Below are 16625 nucleotides of genomic sequence, written 5' to 3'. Positions count from 1 at the left end.
GTGTAGAATTACAGCATTTTTATTTTAAATTTAGAAAAAGGAATTAAATAAGTGCCAACTATTAATCAACTAGTCAGAAAAGAACGAAAGAAAATTATTAGAAAAACTAAGTCTCCGGCGTTGTTAGAGTGTCCTCAAAGAAGGGGAGTTTGCACACGTGTTTATACTACAACTCCCAAAAAACCAAATTCTGCTTTAAGAAAAGTAGCCAAAGTCCGACTTACAAGCAAAGTAGAGGTGATTAGTTATATACCCGGAGAAGGGCATAACCTACAAGAACACTCTATTGTATTGGTAAGAGGAGGTAGGGTAAAAGACTTACCCGGTGTTAAATATCATATTATTAGAGGTGCTTTAGATACTGCCGGTGTTGCTAAAAGAACAGTATCTCGAAGTAAATATGGTGCCAAAAAAGCAAAAGCCGGTGCAGATAAAAAACAAGGAAAATAAGGAAGGATATTTATGAGAAGAAGAAAGGCTCCAATAAGAGAAATTTTGGGTGATCCTATTTATGGCAATAAGGTTGTAACAAAATTTATCAATAAAATGATGTATGATGGGAAAAAAAGTATTGCTGAAAAAGTGATGTATGCCGCTTTTAACAAAATAGAAGAAAAAAGTGGAGAAAAAGGGATCGAAATATTTGAAAAAGCCCTTGATAAAGTAAAGCCTCTTGTTGAAGTAAGAAGCCGAAGAGTAGGGGGAGCTACTTATCAAGTCCCTGTAGAAGTCAGACCCACAAGACAGCAATCTTTATCAATTCGATGGATACTTGAGGCTACCAGAAAAAGAAACGAGCGGACAATGACAGATAGATTGGCAAATGAACTTATGGACGCTGCAAGCGACAAGGGATCTGCTTTTAAAAAGAAAGAAGATGTACATAAAATGGCTGAAGCCAATAAAGCCTTTGCTCACTATAGATGGTAAGTAAATTTCTTTATCTTTTTCATTCATCAAACTAAACACAAAATCTTTAAATAAGGAAAAAAATGGCAAGGAAAACACCATTAGATAGAATAAGAAATATTGGTATAGCTGCTCATATTGATGCAGGTAAAACAACGACTTCAGAAAGGATACTGTTTTATACAGGTGTTAGTCATAAAATAGGTGAAGTTCATGATGGTGCTGCAACTATGGACTGGATGGAACAAGAAAAAGAAAGAGGCATTACAATTACATCGGCTGCAACTACGTGTTTTTGGAAAGATTACCAAATTAACTTGATAGATACTCCCGGACACGTTGATTTTACCATTGAAGTTGAAAGATCCATGAGAGTTTTAGATGGAGCTGTTGCTGTATTTTGTTCTGTAGGGGGTGTGCAACCCCAAAGTGAAACTGTCTGGAGACAAGCTAATAAATATGGTGTCCCCAGAATGGTATTTGTCAATAAGATGGATAGAATTGGGGCAAATTTTTATAATGTAGAATCTCAAATCAAACAAAGATTAAAAGCCAACCCTATTCCTATCAATATCCCAATAGGAGCAGAAGACACATTTAAAGGTGTGATTGATTTGATAGAAATGAAAGCGATTGTTTGGAATGATGAAACAATGGGTGCCAAATATGATATTGAAGAAATTCCTGCTGATTTGAAAGAAAAAGCAAAAGAATATAGAGAAAAACTTTTAGAAGCTGCTGCAGAGCAAGATGAAGCTTTGATGGAAAAATATTTAAGCGATGGAGAATTGAGTCCTGAAGAAATTAGAAAAGGTATTAAAATTGGTTGTCATAATATGAGTTTAATCCCTATGCTTTGTGGTTCTTCTTTTAAAAATAAAGGCGTGCAAACTTTATTAGATGCAGTTATCCTATTTTTACCGGCTCCTACAGAAGTTGTAGATATTAAAGGGATTGATCCTAAAACTGAGGAAGAAGTCCATGTCCAATCCACTGATAATGGTCATTTTGCCGGTCTTGCTTTTAAAATCATGACCGATCCTTTTGTGGGGCAATTAACATTCGTGCGTGTTTATCGAGGCATGCTTGAATCAGGGAGTTATGTTTTCAACTCTACAAAAGGCAAAAAAGAACGTGTAGGACGATTGTTAAAAATGCACTCTAATAAGCGCGAAGATATTAAGGAGGTTTATGCAGGTGAAATTTGTGCTTTTGTGGGTCTCAAAGATACTTTGACAGGGGATACGCTTTGTGATGAGAAATCTCCTGTCATCCTCGAAAGAATGGAATTTCCTGAGCCTGTGATTCATATTGCAGTAGAACCAAAAACAAAAGCCGATCAAGAAAAAATGGGTATTGCTTTGGGGAAATTAGCCGAAGAAGATCCAAGCTTTAGGGTAAGTACTCAAGAAGAAACAGGACAAACACTCATTGGTGGTATGGGCGAACTTCACTTAGAAATCATTGTTGATCGTCTTAAGAGAGAATTCAAAGTAGAAGCTGAAATTGGACAACCTCAAGTGGCTTTTAGAGAGACTATAAAATCTTCTGTTAATAAAGAATGTAAATATGCCAAACAATCCGGTGGTAGAGGACAATATGGTCATGTGTTTATCAAACTTGAACCCAAAGAACCCGGCAGTGGTTATGAGTTTGTAAATCAGATTTCCGGTGGTGTGATCCCAAAAGAATATATTCCTGCTGTAGATAAAGGTATCCAAGAAGCAATGCAAAGTGGTATTTTGGCAGGTTATCCGGTTGTGGATTTTAAAATTACCCTTTATGATGGCAGTTACCATGATGTGGATTCTTCTGAAATGGCATTTAAGATTGCAGGGTCTATGGCATTTAAAGATGCTTGCAGGGATGCGAATCCGGTTTTGCTTGAACCTATGATGAAGGTAGAAGTAGAAGTTCCTGAAGAATACATGGGTGATGTTATTGGTGATTTGAATAGAAGAAGAGGTCAAATTAATGCTATGGATGATAGAATGGGCTTGAAGATTGTCAATGCTTTTGTTCCATTAGCAGAAATGTTTGGATATTCTACTGATTTACGTTCAGCCACACAAGGAAGAGGCACTTACTCAATGGAATTTAATCATTATGGAGAAGTTCCATCAAATATCGCTAAAGAAATTGTAGAGAAACGCAAAGGCTGATTTCATTAATTTTAAAGATTAGGGTATAAATCTTATCCTAATCTCATTTTGATTTTATTTTTGTACTACTATTTTTGATAAATTTTTTAAAATTCTCTAAATTAATCTAAAATTGCTTTCTTAATTCTTGATTATAAAATATTTTATTCCAATTTGATTGTTGCGATTGATATTCCAAAATATTATATAGAATCTAAGTTTTATAATTTTGAGATCTAAATGAAAAGTTCCGTTTAGATTTTTTATGGCAAATTAAATAGAAAATATAGTCTCTAGTATGTAAAAATATAATATGTAATATATCTATGCCAAGCAAGAGGGCATTCTTATCTAAATTACTAAGTATTGATAAAAAATAATGATAGTAAATATAGTAAAATTATAACTATTTTTTGTCTAATAAACTTCTAAATTCCCTGTTGCTCTTCATTTTATGATAAGAATTTTCTTAAGGATGAGATAAATTTATTTTGGTTTTAAAGAGAGGATAAAAAATTTATAAATGAAATTATTTTTTAATTATATATTATTTCATTAAAAGATAAATATATTTATTTATATATAAAAATTATTTTTTTAGTATTTAGTAATTAGAGATAAAATATAGAGAATTAATAATAAAAAATATCAAAAAATCATGAATATGAAGAATTTAAATACTATTAAAATACATAAAATAGACTATAAATAAAAAATAGTTTAAAATTCTAACCTCTCAATTTTTATTTTATAAGAATTAAGAGGTTTTGAAACTTAGTTTAAAAAAGCATCTTTGACTTTTTAAAACTTAGCAATTTTACCTTTTGCTATAATACAAACTTTATGAGAAAAAAATCCATTTTTGATGGTTTGATTGATTTGGGCATCTATGAGGAAATTACCCTCAAAGCCTCTCTTATTTCCATTTTCTATGGCATTTTCTACGGCTTTTCTCACCAGAGCGCTAACATCTTTATCTACAGGATTTAAAATAGTATTATAGCAGCTTTCCCCTTCCACAGGTATTTCTGATATTTTGATATTGGAGGGGATATTTACTTTATCTGTAGAAATGAGTGTAAAATTTGCAGAATAATTTTGGGGCGCACATCCGATAAATAAAAGAGTGCAAATACACACATATAAAATCCTCATTTTAATCCTTTTGATTTAAAATATTAATTTTGATTTTCATGTCCGAAACCGGACTTAATCTCAGACACATTGATTATTCCATTTTTAAGAAAAGCGCATTAAAGCAAAGCTAAAATTCCGCCTATAATTCCAAATCCTGAGCCTACTCCTAGTGTAGCACCAAGTCCATCCCAAAAACTACTCTAAAATCCAAATCCTTGAGTATGTCTCATTTCGTCATTATCAAGCGCCATTATATTAACTTTTGCATCTCCAAACATAAGATTGATATCTTTGTCATTCAATGTGGGTACATTTTGAGTCAAAACAACTTTTTGGGTTTGTAGATCTGTAGGTTTTGCATATACAAATCCGGAAGATAAAAATAAAATAGAAGCAAAAACTAAAATTAGTTTTTTCATTTCTTCTCCTTTAAAAATTATTAATCTATAAAATTTTATTATAGATTCTAGAATTTTAATATATTTTAATATTAAAGTCAATATAGATAAATATAAATTTTATTATTTAAAATAAAATATTCATTATAGAATATTCTATTATTATAAATGATAAGAATTAACATAAATAGATTTAAAATATTTCGTAATGAAATAATATAAATGGTATAAAAGACATCTTTAAATACAAATTTTTGATATTTATAGATAAAAATATCATTAAATTGAAACTAAAATAACCAATAGAATAAATTAGTGTTACTATAAAAATCAAATGATATTTTATTTGAAGGTTTTTTGCATAGGAAATTTTAGATTGAGATCTCGATAATTTTTTGAGGATTTTCTAAATTAATTGTTGGAGTTTATTGAGATGCTTTGGTTATTCTTACAAAAAGTAAAAAATCAATTAATGATTTTAAAATATGATAAAATAAGAAGATGTTTGAATCTTTAAAATTTCAAAGACTCTTGGGGCAAGCAGGAGGAGGTCTATTTTATGAAAAATTTTGGATAAATCAGGTATCTTTGTGATTAAAAATAAGATTGGGTGTATGAAAGATATTTTAATAAAATCAAGTCAAATCTATTATCAATTTTTAGAACAAAATCATTTAGGTTTGGATGAAATAAAAATTATTGATTATAATCTTCAAAAAGATGAAATTTGTTTTATGCTTAAAAGTAAGATTTTTAATTTCGAAAGTTTGATATTAAGAATAGAACAAGAAGATTTTTTGATAGGTGAGGAGGGATTAGAACAAAAATATTTTGATGAAAAGTCAAATATTTTATGTCTAAATATTGATAAAACAATGTATCAAATCATCACAAAAGCTCAAAAAGCAAATATAAGGCTTTTTAGTGATCTGAAATTTTTGGTCAAAAATGTTGAAGATTTTTTTCGAGCAAGTCATTTTATCGGGCTACCTAAAAAGGTGGATATGCTTGAACCTGTTGTGATGAAAAATGCTACTCCTGAGCAAGTTTTTGCAATCAAAAGTATTTTTTCTTATCCCATTACTTATGTGTGGGGACCTCCGGGAAGCGGAAAAACACAAATTATTTTATTTCAATCACTTTTTAACTTAATTCAAGCGGGCAAAAAAGTCTGCGTACTTGCCCCTACAAACAATTCTTTAGAACAAGTCTTAAAGACCTTAATCAAAAAGTTTGATGAGCTTGGGTTAAATCGGGAAAAAATTTTACGCTTGGGAATGCCTACAAATACATTTTTAAGCGCTTATTGGGAAGTTTGTGATCCCAATATTCTCAAAAAATCCGCTTCCCAAAATCTTTTTAGTTTTGATGTTAATTTGAAAGATAGGCTTAAAAATTCTCTGATTATAGGCATGACTGTTGATGGTTTTATCCGTAAATACAGGAGTTTGGAAGTGAATTTTGAGCATATTTTTTTGGATGAGTGCGCTTTTACCCCGCTCATTAAAAGTTGCGCTCTTTGTGTAGATAATATCCCGCTTACTTTGCTTGGAGATCACAAGCAGCTTAGTCCAATTTGTGAAATGCCCCTAAAAGATATTCAAACCCAAGAAAATTTTTATGCAAATTTATGGAATCTTTCTGCCTTGAATCTTGAAGAGTTTTTGAGTAGCCAAGATTTTAATAAAGACAATTCTATATTCACAAAAACACAATATGATCAAGTGCATTTTGAGGATATCTATGTGGCAAGATTGACAAAAACACACCGCTATGGAGATAATTTGGCAAAGATTTTAGATAAGCATATTTATAAAAATGGACTTCGCGGGCTACATAGCCATACAGAACTTTTTTATTTGCATAGCCCTCCGGACAAAAGAGACAGAGATTATATAAGTTTTAGTGAGGCTAAAAATGCCCTAGAGCTTGCGCGTTTATTTTGGAAAGACAATTATGGTGTCCTCACCCCTTTTGTGAAACAAAGACGCCATATGATTGAGATAGGTATCCCACATGATAAGGTCTGGACTATCCATGGTTCACAAGGTCAAGAGTTTGATACTGTGATTTTTTCTCCTGTTGTTTTGCATTATCATCTTACAAATTCATCTAATCTCAAGGCTTTGCATGCTTTAAATGTTGCTATTAGCAGGATCAAAAAACGACTTATCATTGTCTGTGATTATCAGTTTTGGCATCTTCAAAAGGGGCAATTTCTCAAAAATATTCTTGATATTTCAAAACCTTTTGATAAAGGCAGTGTTTTACCTTTTTGATCATTCAATATTGCCATATTTATAATACGCAGCGCAAGCCCCTTCTGAGCTTACCATACAACTTCCTATAGGATTTATGGGGGTGCAAGATTTGCCAAAGACTTTGCAATCATAGGGTTTGGCGACTCCTCTGAGAATATCCCCGCATCTGCAAGCTTTATTATCTTTGATAGGGGTTTGACGTAGAATTTTTGAAAACAAAACCTCTGCATCTAAGAAAGCATATTCTTCTTTGAGTTTGAGCGCAGAATAAGGGATGTTCCCTAATCCCCTCCATTCAAAGTTTTGCCTTGGGGTCATAAATTTTTCTATCATTTTTTGGGCTTTTGTATTGCCCTCCATATTCACAATGCGGGAATATTGTATTTCAAGCTTAGCTGTTTTTTGAGTCGCTTGGGTTACCAGATGCAAGATACTTTCCATCATGTCCACAGGCTCAAAGCCACTGACCACAATAGGGATATGGTATTTTTCCAAAATAGGCCGGTAAATTTTTGCCCCTGTGATAACACTTACATGAGAAGGGGCTATGAGGGCATTGATTTTGCAATCAGGAGAATGAAGGATTACCTCTAGAGGGGGAGGGACCAAAACATGGTTGATGTGAAAAAAAAGATTTTTGATTTTCAAATTTTGTACTTGTTGCAATAATGCTGCGCTCATAGGTGTCGTCGTTTCAAATCCAATAGCAAAATAAACAACTGTTTTATCAGGATTTTGACGCGCAACCTCTAAGGCTTGCAAAGGTGAATAAATAAAACCAACATTTTTTCCCTTTGAACGCGCATCTTGCAAGCTACCTTTAGATCCCGGGACTTTAAGCATATCCCCAAGTGTAAGCAAGATTGTATTCTCAGCACAAGCAATATCATAGGCTTGATCAATTCTATTTTTGGGCATAATACATACAGGACAACCCGGACCATGGACAAACTCTATATTTGGAGGTAACAAATGAGATAAACCATATTTCATTAAAGTATGCGTATGTCCTCCACAAACTTCCATAATATAAAGTTTTTCATTAAGTTTAGAGGCGATATGAGAGATCTTTGCAGATAGAGCAAGAATAGCTTGCTTATCTCGAAAAGAGTCTATCAATAAGGAATCACTCATATTTTAATCTTTAGGTATATTTTTGATGATTTCTTCAAGAGGTGGCTTTTGAGGTAAATATTTTTTTACTTCATTTTCAGAAAGTTTTTTCCATATAAGGTTTTCTCCCATGAAGCCGGTTTTATCAATACTTGCTCTTAGTTGGAGTTCATTATTTTCAGGAGTGATTTTGAGGTAATAGGTTTTACCATTATCAAAGTTATAGATTTTGCCATTTTTGTAGTTATCCCCATTTTTTACGAGATCAAAAACAAATACCACTCCCTTATCAAGCCTGTTTCTAAGATTTATATTAGGATTGTGAATATCTTTTCTTGGCTGTGATCCATCAATATTTGCAAAACCATAAGCATAATATTTATTATTATATTTGAAAAATTCCACAATGGCTTGAGTTTTGTCTTTTCCCCCATGGGTTAAATAAAAGCCACTGATGTCATTTGCTCCGACAAATCCTATGAAACAAAACAAAACAATGAATAATTTTTTCATTTATACTCCTCATCAATATATTCTTCATCCATTGATTGTATCATTTTTTCATAGAGTTTGATAGATTCCAGAGCGCTAGCTTCGTCAATTTTACTCATAACATACCCGATATGCAACAATACATATTCTCCAATATGGACTTCTTCTTCCATCAAATCAAGGCTTGCTTGACGTCTAACTCCCATAGTTTCAAGAGTAACCGAATGGGTAGCTTTATCAATGCTGATAACTTTAGAAGGGATAGCTAAGCACATTTTATCTTCCTTAAAATGAGTATTTGGAATAATATTCTTGCTGTTTATTTTTGACAATAAAATCTTTAAAAATTTCAAGACTTTTTGTATCTTTGGTGCTGGTAAGGAATAAGGGCACATTGGGTTTAAGCTTTGCCATATCTTCTTTGACTTGAGAAACTCTAAAACCAAAATAATCAATCATGTCTGATTTGCTGATAACTACAGCATCTGCACATAAGAACATTGTGGGGTATTTGAGAACCTTATCATCTCCTTCGGGTACAGACAACAAGACGATATTGAGTGCAGCTCCCAAATCATAACTTGCAGGACATACGAGGTTACCTACATTTTCTATAACCAAATAATCAACATCTTCGGTAGCTCCTTGGGCTTGAAGTTTTTCATAAGCTGTTTCTACCATGCTTGCTTCAAGATGACAAGCTTCTCCGGTAGCAATTTGTTGGGCATGGATACCTTTTTTGATAAGCCTATCTGCATCGCGATTGGTTTGGAGATCCCCTTCAACCACGCAGAATTTAAAATCATCAAACATGCTCAGACTTTCTAACAATGTAGTTTTTCCACTTCCCGGAGAACTCATCAAATTGATGGTATAAAGTCCGTCATCTTTGTATTTTTGGCGTAAGGAATTGGCTTTGATGTCATTTTTGCTGAGAATTTTTTCTACAATTTGCACGCTTTTTTTATTGAGATTGGGGTTGTTGTTGAGGGATGCGGCTCTTGTGTTCATTGTTTTTCCTTAATTTTTGGGTTGTTTGATATATTATACTTTTTAGATCTAAATATTCAATTATTTCAGCGCCCCAATCAACCCAAATCTTCCTGTAACCCCTTCTCTACGATAAGAAAATAAATCTTTTTGGCAGCAAGAACAAGAGGGCAAGATTTCAATATGGTCTTTTTGAATATGGTTTTTTTCTAATTCATCTTGAAGCAAACCAATCAAATCCAAATGATGGGAATCATTTTTGCCAATAAGATAATTTTTGTCAAAACATAGGGCAACATCTTCTTTGACTTCATAGCAACATTTTCGAATAGATGCCCCTACAAAGACAAACATACGGGCACTATCCCCACCATGTATTTGAACAAGAGAGTTGATTGTATGGGTAATAATAGATTTTCTCATGCCTTCTCTGCCGGCATGAATAAGGGCAAAAGCACGGATATAAGGCTCATAAATCAATATAGGATTGCAATCAGCAACCATTACCATACAACAGAAATTTTTATCTTTGCAAATCATGGCATCTCCTGTGCCTACAAACCCATCAGGATAATATTTTTTATCAATATTTAAAATATGCTTGCTATGGGTTTGATCCATCCACAAAAGTTGCTTATGGGGATAGAGAGTGTTTTGAATTATTTCTCTATTATGTCGGACGCAGGATTTTTTATCCCCGACATGATAGGCAAGGTTGAGGTTATCATAAGGGGGCGAGCTTATGCCCCCATGTCTTGAAGTAAGAAAAAATTCAATACCGCCGGATTGGAACAAAGGGCTTTGATTGCTGGAATAAAAAATTTCTTTTTCATTAACCATTTATTTATCCTTATAAAATAGTCAAATTGACTTAAGTCAAAATATAGTTCTCATTTTATCACTAAAATAACAATTGCAAATCACAAAAAAAGGAGGATTTTTGAAAACAAGTAAGTCAAAAGCTTTATCCCTTCTTGCTGTTATAGCTGTATTTGTAGTAGTTATGGTCATAGGAGGGGGGATATATACATTTTATAACGCGAAAGGTTTTTCTTATTTGAGTAGTGATTCGAGTGCTTGTAATAATTGTCATGTAATGAATAGTGTTTATGATGATTGGAATAAAAGCTCTCATAAAGGGGTAGCTACGTGTATTGATTGCCACTTGCCTCATGAATTTATTCGCAAATGGATAGCAAAAGCGCAAAGTGGAGTAGGGCATGCCTATGCTTTTAGTTTCAAAAAAGATTTGCCTATGTATTTTCATGCCACCCAAAAAACTCAAGAAGTAGTGCAAGAGAATTGCATGCGTTGCCATTTGCCATATGTAAAAAATGTTGTAAACCCAACTTTAGGTGATCCCCATCAAGACAAAGCTTTGAAATGTGTCTCTTGTCATAAGGGCGTGGGGCATTTACGCGGATTTTAATTTTAGGAGGAGATAATGAAGAATAAGATATTATGGATTGTAATTGTTGTGGGTATAGTAGTGGGAGCGGGAATATTTTGGTTAAATACGGACATCACGCATAAAAAAATGGAAGCTTTAGAAATCAAATCTGATTTTAAGCTTAGCGATGAAGATCCAAGATTTCAAACCTGGGGCAAATACTTTCCGGATTATGTAGATATGTATTTAAGTATAGAGGATCAAAAGCCATCCCCCACACATTTTGGTGGAAATCTTGCTTACAATAAATTGATGAGATACCCTCAACTTACTATACTTTGGGCAGGGTATGCTTTTAGTGCGGATTTCAATGAAGAAAGAGGGCATTTTTATGCTCAAAATGATCAAATGAATACAGCCAGAAATCATAAGGATTTTTTAAATTCTTTTGGTTTGGCAAGTTTTGACGGGCAGCCAACTGCTTGCATGAATTGCCATAGCGGTTGGACGCCGTGGTTATATAAAAATGTTGCCAAAGGGGATTGGGCAGTTTTTAATACAACTCAATATTGGACAATGATTAAAAATGTTCCCTTGATGGATGCAAAAGACCCCAATAGTCAAGATCATAGAGGGATTCATGGGGGGACAAGGATGGGATTGGTTTGCGCAGATTGTCATAATCCCAATGATATGGGCTTGAGATTGACTCGCCCTGCAGCTATTAAGGCATTGATAGCCAGAGGTTATGAACCTGATAGTATTGCAGGGATCAAGGCTGGCAGACAAGAAATGCGGACTCTGGTTTGTTCTCAATGTCATGTAGAATATTATTTTCGCCCCACAGGGGGAAAAGTAGTCGTAATGGGAGAGAGTATCTCTTCAGATCCCAATGCCAAATGGTGGAATGGTAAGCAAAAAACTTATGATGAAACAGATATTTGGAGAAACAATAATAAACCTATTGAAATAGCAGCCAATGGAATAGAACTTACTTTTCCTTGGGATGAATGGAAAAAAGGCAAACCTTTTAGGATTGAAATGCTTGATGATTACTATGATAAAATTAAGGATATTTTTCCTTATGATTGGATTCATAAAGATACCAAAGCCCCTATGTTAAAAATGCAACACCCGGAATCAGAAATGTATAGTGGAGGTGTGCATGCAGCTAATGGTGTCAGTTGTGTAGATTGTCATATGCCCTATATCCGAAAAGGGGCAAAAAAACTCACCCAACACAATATTACCTCACCTCTTAAAGATATCAATAGTTCTTGTAAAAGTTGCCATGCTCAAAGTGAGGATTATTTGAGAAAACAAGTCTATGGGATTCAAAATTCTATAGCTTATGATTTAAGAAGCGCTGAATATGCTATTGTAAGCTTAATAAAAGACATTAAATATGTCCGTGAAGAACTTGGCAAACAAAAACTTTATCAAAGTAACTCTAAGCCTGATAATGCCAAGATTACTCAAATCCTTCAAGAAGTCTTAGAACTTCATAGAAAATCTCAAATGAGGGCAGATTTTGTCAATGCGGAAAATTCCGGAGGTTTTCATAATCCAAAAGAGGCTGCCAGAGCATTATTGCAAGCAATTAACATGGCAAGATACGCCCAAAGTTTGCTTACAGAAGTAGCCGCAAAAAATCATATCCAATTCAAGCCCTCTAATTTGGGATTTCAAGATATTTTTAAGCTTGCCCCCAGTCAATTACGATGGAAAGCAGATGTAGGTGATCACAAAAAAGGAGATAAATTTTATCAAGAAAATGATGTCAATGTTGCTCCTCCCAAAGAACTTATAGAACTTGATAAAGAAATAAATCCTTATAATTACAAGGCTTTAGATTAAAACAAGCCTGTAATGTTGTATGGTTGTGTTTGGTTTATGGGATACTTGATTGATATTAAACATAGGAGATTTTCCTGTGTTTAATCAAATTCTTTTTAAAACTCTATTGTACAAAGAGATAAAATAATGGCTTTATATTGTCCTTTTAGTTTGGATTTTATAATAGAATGTTAGAATTTGAAGATAAGTTTATTTTGAAAGGATAAATAATGAGTATTCCTAAGCGTAATGAATTAAAGGATATCAAAGATTTTTTTGCTTTTTGTAAGGAAAATGATGTAGAATTTGTGGATTTTAGATTTACAGATATTAAAGGAATATGGCATCACATGGCTTATTCTTTTAGCGCTATCAATGAAGAAACATTTCAAAATGGCATTCCTTTTGATGCAAGCTCTCTAAAAGCATGGCAGCCTATCCAACATTCTGATATGATTTTGTTGCCTGATTTGGTGAGGTATTTTATCGATCCTTTTAGCGCAGATACGACAATAGTTGTTTTTTGTGATGTTTGGGATATTTACAAAAATCAACCTTATGAGAAATGCCCTAGAAGCCTGGCAAAAAAAGCTGTTTCTTATTTGAAAGAGACAGGTATTGGTGATGTAGCCTATATTGGTCCTGAGAATGAATTTTTTATTTTTGATTCTATCAAAATTACAGATGCGGTCAATTGCCAATATTACGAGATTGATAGTGAGGAAGGCGAATGGAATAGAAGCAGATCTTTTGAAGGGGGTATCAATTCAGGTCATCGCCCCGGCACGAAGGGGGGATATTTCCCTGTCCCGCCGGTAGATTCGATGATGGATTTGCGTGCAGAGATTGTCAAAGTCCTCAACCAAGTAGGGCTGGAAACTTTTGTTGTCCATCATGAAGTTGCCCAAGGTCAAGGTGAGGTCGGGATTAAATTTGGTGATTTGGTAGAAGCTGCTGATAATGTTCAAAAGTTAAAATATGTCGTTAAAATGGTGGCTCATCTCAATGGTAAAACAGCAACTTTCATGCCTAAGCCACTTTTTGGAGACAATGGAAGTGGTATGCACACGCATGTGAGTATTTGGAAAGAAGGACAAAATCTCTTTGGAGGACAAAAATATCAAGGCTTAAGCGAAGATGCTTTGTATTTTCTAGGGGGGGTATTAGGACATGCCAGAAGCGTAGCTGCTTTTACAAATGCTTCTACTAATTCTTACAAAAGATTGATTCCGGGATTTGAAGCGCCTTCTATTTTGACTTATTCAGCACAAAACAGAAGTGCAAGTGTTAGGATACCTTATGGTGTTTCAGATAAAAGTGCAAGGTTAGAATTTCGTTTTCCGGATAGTTCTGCCAACCCATATCTGGCATTTTCATGTATTTTGATGGCAGGGCTTGATGGTATTATTCATAAAATTGATCCCGGAAAACCTATGGATATTGATTTGTTTGAACTTTCTCTTGATGAGATTCGAGAAAAAGGCATCAAACAAATGCCCCATACCCTAAGAAGCGCGATAGAAGAAATGCTTTTAGATAGAAAATACCTCAAAGCAGGCGATGTTTTTACAGAGGATTTTATACAAGTCTATAAGACTTTCAAATTTGAGTCTGAAATTTGGCCATGGGAAGGACGCCCTCATCCATTTGAATTTATTTCTACTTATTCTTGCTGATTTTTATCATAATCATCTGCTAAGGCAGATGATTATTTTTTCAAATTGATCTCTTCATTAAAATATTTGGCACACTAATTGCTTGTTATATCTAAAACATTAGCAAAAGGATTTATATATGCTTAGATCTATGTGGTCTGGTGTGAGTGGTATGCAAGCTCACCAAATAGCGCTTGATATTGAGAGCAATAATATTGCAAATGTCAATACGGTAGGGTTTAAATATTCCAGGGCTTCATTTGTGGATATGCTTTCGCAGATTAAATTGATTGCAACTTCTCCTTACAAAAATGGTTTAGGCGGTCAGAATGATTTTTCTGTAGGCTTAGGGGTAGCTGTGGATGCGACAACAAAAGTTTTTTCTCAAGGAAGCACCCAAAATACAGATGTAAAAACAGATTTAGCCATCGAAGGAGAAGGCTTTTTTGTTATCAGTCCTGATAGAGGCACAACAAGAAATTTTACAAGAGATGGGGAGTTTGTATTTGATGCTGATGGTAGTCTTGTAACTACAGGGGGATATGTTGTCCAAGGTTGGGTGAGAAATGACATTGAAAATGCTTCTAAAATGAGTGATGCAGATTTTTTCAAAGTCGATAACACGGGTCCTTTAGAAAATATTCGTATTGATCCGGGCATGGTGATGCCTGCTCGGGCAAGCACAAAAATCAGCATGAGGGCAAATCTGGATGCAGGGAGACACGTAGATCAAACAGGCAATATTTTTGCACTGGATTCTAGTGCAAAAACAGCTTCTGATGGGGTTAGTCCTATTTATGATTCAAAATCCAATCTCACACAAATGGCAGAAGATTTTGGAGCATTGTTTAATCAAGATGGAGATGCTTTTTCATTGAACGAAAATCAAGGGATCTGGGTGAGTTACAAGACTTCTGAGATGAAAAATGAAATTATCAATTCTAATGAGACAAATACTATCGGACTCAATGATACTCAAATCTCTTTTAGCAATGACTCGGCAGTTAGTGGGATTTCTACCATGATTGCTGCCCAAAATGCCATCAATGCCGTGAAAGACAAAACCGGTGTAGAAGCTTATGTAGATGCCGGATTGTTGCGATTAGAGAATAGAAATGAACTTGATGGAGACGAAAAGGTTAAAAATATTCGCATAACCTCTTCAGGAACGGGTGCTTTTGCTGATTTTATTGAAGGAGATGCCAACATTACTGCTTTTAGATATCGCTATACCAAATCTGTTAGTCCGGATTCTGCAACAGGACAATTCCGGACTACTGAAGATCTCAGAGAATTGATGCAATATGATGCTAATATGATCAAAGAACCTACCAAGATCTATAGTGATAGTGCTGCCTCTGTATCTGTTACGGTTAATAAATTTGGTATGTTTGAAATTTCCAATAAAGATAATGGAGATGACAAAAAAGACAACCTCAATATCTTTGTGAGTAGTTATGCATCCGAAAATGTTACCAATAATATTTTATTCAAAGACACTATGAAAGCGCTTAATACTGCCTCTTTGATAGAAGGAGGGACAGCGACAAGCACTTCAAAAATTACCCATGCTATCCATACAACAAGTATTGATATTGTCGATAGCTTAGGGACAAAACATACATTAAGATTTGAATTTTATAAAAGTGGTGGATCTGAGTGGAATTATCGGGCTGTTGTCCCGGAACCCTCAGAGATATATGGAGGTTCCCCTAGCAGGCCTAATATCTTTGAAGGAGGGCGATTACGCTTTAACAGCGATGGGAGTTTGGCAAGCATGAACCCTCCTGTGTTGCAATTTGATCCCAAAAATGGATCCAATGCGCCCCAAAGAATTGATTTAAATTTTGGTGCTATGGGTGGTTTTGGCGGATTGACAAGTGTTGATAAAATCTCAGAAACCTATGCTATCAATCAAGATGGTTATCAAGCAGGTGATTTAATGGATGTGAGATTTGATTCGAACGGATCATTACTGGGGGCTTTTAGCAATGGGAGGACATTAGCACTTGCCCAAGTCGCCCTTGCAAATTTCTCTAACAATGCAGGACTCCAATCAGAGGGCGGGAATGTCTTTTCACAAACAGGGAATTCAGGTGATGCTATGATTGGAGCAGCCAATACAGGTAGGAGAGGGGGAGTATCAGGGTCCAAACTTGAGATGAGTAATGTTGATTTAAGCCGTAGTCTTACGCAATTAATCGTCGTCCAAAGAGGGTTTCAGGCTAACTCCAAAGCCGTAACAACCTCTGATCAAATTCTCAATACACTTTTAAATTTGAAGCAATAATCCGCCTGTTGGT

General features: G+C 34.5%; 15 protein-coding genes. 8 read left to right on the top strand and 7 right to left on the bottom strand.

Annotated features, from left to right (window positions below; genetic code table 11):
- Positions 1 to 51: 51 nt before the first annotated feature.
- The 3 genes from rpsL (at position 52) to fusA (ending at position 3071) form a co-directional block, all read left to right on the top strand.
- The gene (rpsL, locus tag BKH45_RS00095; protein ID WP_095273441.1) at positions 52 to 450 is read left to right on the top strand and encodes a 30S ribosomal protein S12; all 399 of its coding nucleotides are present in this window, start codon (positions 52 to 54) and stop codon (positions 448 to 450) included.
- A gap of 12 nt (positions 451 to 462) precedes the next feature.
- The gene (gene rpsG / locus BKH45_RS00090; protein ID WP_095273440.1) at positions 463 to 930 is read left to right on the top strand and encodes a 30S ribosomal protein S7; all 468 of its coding nucleotides are present in this window, start codon (positions 463 to 465) and stop codon (positions 928 to 930) included.
- A gap of 62 nt (positions 931 to 992) precedes the next feature.
- On the top strand, positions 993 to 3071 hold the full coding sequence (gene fusA / locus BKH45_RS00085) for an elongation factor G (protein ID WP_095273439.1): 2079 nt from the start codon (positions 993 to 995) through the stop codon (positions 3069 to 3071).
- 780 nt (positions 3072 to 3851) lie between these two features.
- On the opposite strand, the gene BKH45_RS00080 is transcribed toward fusA, so the two are convergent.
- The gene (locus BKH45_RS00080; protein WP_095273438.1) at positions 3852 to 4205 is read right to left on the bottom strand and encodes a hypothetical protein; all 354 of its coding nucleotides are present in this window, start codon (positions 4203 to 4205) and stop codon (positions 3852 to 3854) included.
- 182 nt (positions 4206 to 4387) lie between these two features.
- Positions 4388 to 4606 carry a hypothetical protein gene (locus BKH45_RS00075; RefSeq protein WP_095273437.1) on the bottom strand — a complete coding sequence of 73 codons (219 nt, stop codon included), beginning with the start codon at positions 4604 to 4606 and terminating at the stop codon, positions 4388 to 4390.
- Positions 4607 to 5175: 569 nt separating this feature from the next.
- Here BKH45_RS00075 and BKH45_RS00070 point away from each other — a divergent pair.
- Complete coding sequence (locus BKH45_RS00070; RefSeq protein WP_143428360.1) at positions 5176 to 6864, top strand: AAA domain-containing protein; 1689 nt, start codon at positions 5176 to 5178, stop codon at positions 6862 to 6864.
- Here the strand turns inward: BKH45_RS00070 and hypD are convergent, their stop codons facing one another.
- The 5 genes from hypD to BKH45_RS00045 are packed head-to-tail and all read right to left on the bottom strand — an operon-like array spanning position 6865 to position 10281.
- The gene (hypD, locus tag BKH45_RS00065; protein WP_095273435.1) at positions 6865 to 7980 is read right to left on the bottom strand and encodes a hydrogenase formation protein HypD; all 1116 of its coding nucleotides are present in this window, start codon (positions 7978 to 7980) and stop codon (positions 6865 to 6867) included.
- 3 nt (positions 7981 to 7983) lie between these two features.
- On the bottom strand, positions 7984 to 8472 hold the full coding sequence (locus BKH45_RS00060) for a DUF2147 domain-containing protein (protein WP_095273434.1): 489 nt from the start codon (positions 8470 to 8472) through the stop codon (positions 7984 to 7986).
- Positions 8469 to 8726 carry a HypC/HybG/HupF family hydrogenase formation chaperone gene (locus BKH45_RS00055; protein ID WP_095273433.1) on the bottom strand — a complete coding sequence of 86 codons (258 nt, stop codon included), beginning with the start codon at positions 8724 to 8726 and terminating at the stop codon, positions 8469 to 8471. The genes BKH45_RS00060 and BKH45_RS00055 overlap by 4 nt, the downstream gene beginning before the upstream one ends.
- A 10-nt stretch (positions 8727 to 8736) precedes the next feature.
- The gene (hypB, locus tag BKH45_RS00050) at positions 8737 to 9462 is read right to left on the bottom strand and encodes a hydrogenase nickel incorporation protein HypB (RefSeq protein ID WP_095273432.1); all 726 of its coding nucleotides are present in this window, start codon (positions 9460 to 9462) and stop codon (positions 8737 to 8739) included.
- A 60-nt stretch (positions 9463 to 9522) separates the two neighbouring features.
- A complete protein-coding gene (locus tag BKH45_RS00045) occupies positions 9523 to 10281 on the bottom strand; it encodes a polyphenol oxidase family protein (protein WP_095273431.1) in 759 nt (252 codons plus the stop codon).
- A 163-nt stretch (positions 10282 to 10444) separates the two neighbouring features.
- Here BKH45_RS00045 and nrfH point away from each other — a divergent pair, with 163 nt between their 5' ends.
- From nrfH to flgE, 4 genes are all read left to right on the top strand, one after another.
- Positions 10445 to 10870, top strand: coding sequence for a cytochrome c nitrite reductase small subunit (gene nrfH / locus BKH45_RS00040; RefSeq protein WP_257874467.1), 426 nt, complete (start codon positions 10445 to 10447; stop codon positions 10868 to 10870).
- A gap of 15 nt (positions 10871 to 10885) precedes the next feature.
- Positions 10886 to 12688 carry an ammonia-forming cytochrome c nitrite reductase subunit c552 gene (locus tag BKH45_RS00035; protein WP_095273429.1) on the top strand — a complete coding sequence of 601 codons (1803 nt, stop codon included), beginning with the start codon at positions 10886 to 10888 and terminating at the stop codon, positions 12686 to 12688.
- A gap of 209 nt (positions 12689 to 12897) precedes the next feature.
- Positions 12898 to 14343, top strand: a complete 1446-nt coding sequence (gene glnA, locus BKH45_RS00030; protein WP_095273428.1) for a type I glutamate--ammonia ligase — start codon at positions 12898 to 12900, stop codon at positions 14341 to 14343.
- A 118-nt stretch (positions 14344 to 14461) separates the two neighbouring features.
- Entirely contained in the window at positions 14462 to 16612 is a 2151-nt protein-coding gene (flgE, locus tag BKH45_RS00025; RefSeq protein ID WP_095273427.1) for a flagellar hook protein FlgE, read from the top strand.
- The last annotated feature ends 13 nt before the right edge of the window (positions 16613 to 16625 follow it).

Source organism: Helicobacter sp. 11S03491-1 (assembly GCF_002272835.1).
Classification (GTDB): domain Bacteria; phylum Campylobacterota; class Campylobacteria; order Campylobacterales; family Helicobacteraceae; genus Helicobacter_J.
This window is presented reverse-complemented; position numbering and strand designations above follow the sequence as displayed.

Bases quoted from the DNA above. Each gene is read 5' to 3' on its own strand.
- glnA (WP_095273428.1), top strand. From the start codon at position 12,898: ATGAGTATTCCTAAGCGTAATGAATTAAAGGATATCAAAGATTTTTTT.
- flgE (WP_095273427.1), top strand. From the start codon at position 14,462: ATGCTTAGATCTATGTGGTCTGGTGTGAGTGGTATGCAAGCTCACCAA.
- BKH45_RS00060 (WP_095273434.1), bottom strand. From the start codon at position 8,472: ATGAAAAAATTATTCATTGTTTTGTTTTGTTTCATAGGATTTGTCGGA.
- nrfH (WP_257874467.1), top strand. From the start codon at position 10,445: ATGGTCATAGGAGGGGGGATATATACATTTTATAACGCGAAAGGTTTT.
- BKH45_RS00045 (WP_095273431.1), bottom strand. From the start codon at position 10,281: ATGGTTAATGAAAAAGAAATTTTTTATTCCAGCAATCAAAGCCCTTTG.
- hypB (WP_095273432.1), bottom strand. From the start codon at position 9,462: ATGAACACAAGAGCCGCATCCCTCAACAACAACCCCAATCTCAATAAA.
- rpsG (WP_095273440.1), top strand. From the start codon at position 463: ATGAGAAGAAGAAAGGCTCCAATAAGAGAAATTTTGGGTGATCCTATT.
- BKH45_RS00055 (WP_095273433.1), bottom strand. From the start codon at position 8,726: ATGTGCTTAGCTATCCCTTCTAAAGTTATCAGCATTGATAAAGCTACC.
- BKH45_RS00075 (WP_095273437.1), bottom strand. From the start codon at position 4,606: ATGAAAAAACTAATTTTAGTTTTTGCTTCTATTTTATTTTTATCTTCC.
- BKH45_RS00035 (WP_095273429.1), top strand. From the start codon at position 10,886: ATGAAGAATAAGATATTATGGATTGTAATTGTTGTGGGTATAGTAGTG.
- fusA (WP_095273439.1), top strand. From the start codon at position 993: ATGGCAAGGAAAACACCATTAGATAGAATAAGAAATATTGGTATAGCT.
- hypD (WP_095273435.1), bottom strand. From the start codon at position 7,980: ATGAGTGATTCCTTATTGATAGACTCTTTTCGAGATAAGCAAGCTATT.
- BKH45_RS00080 (WP_095273438.1), bottom strand. From the start codon at position 4,205: ATGAGGATTTTATATGTGTGTATTTGCACTCTTTTATTTATCGGATGT.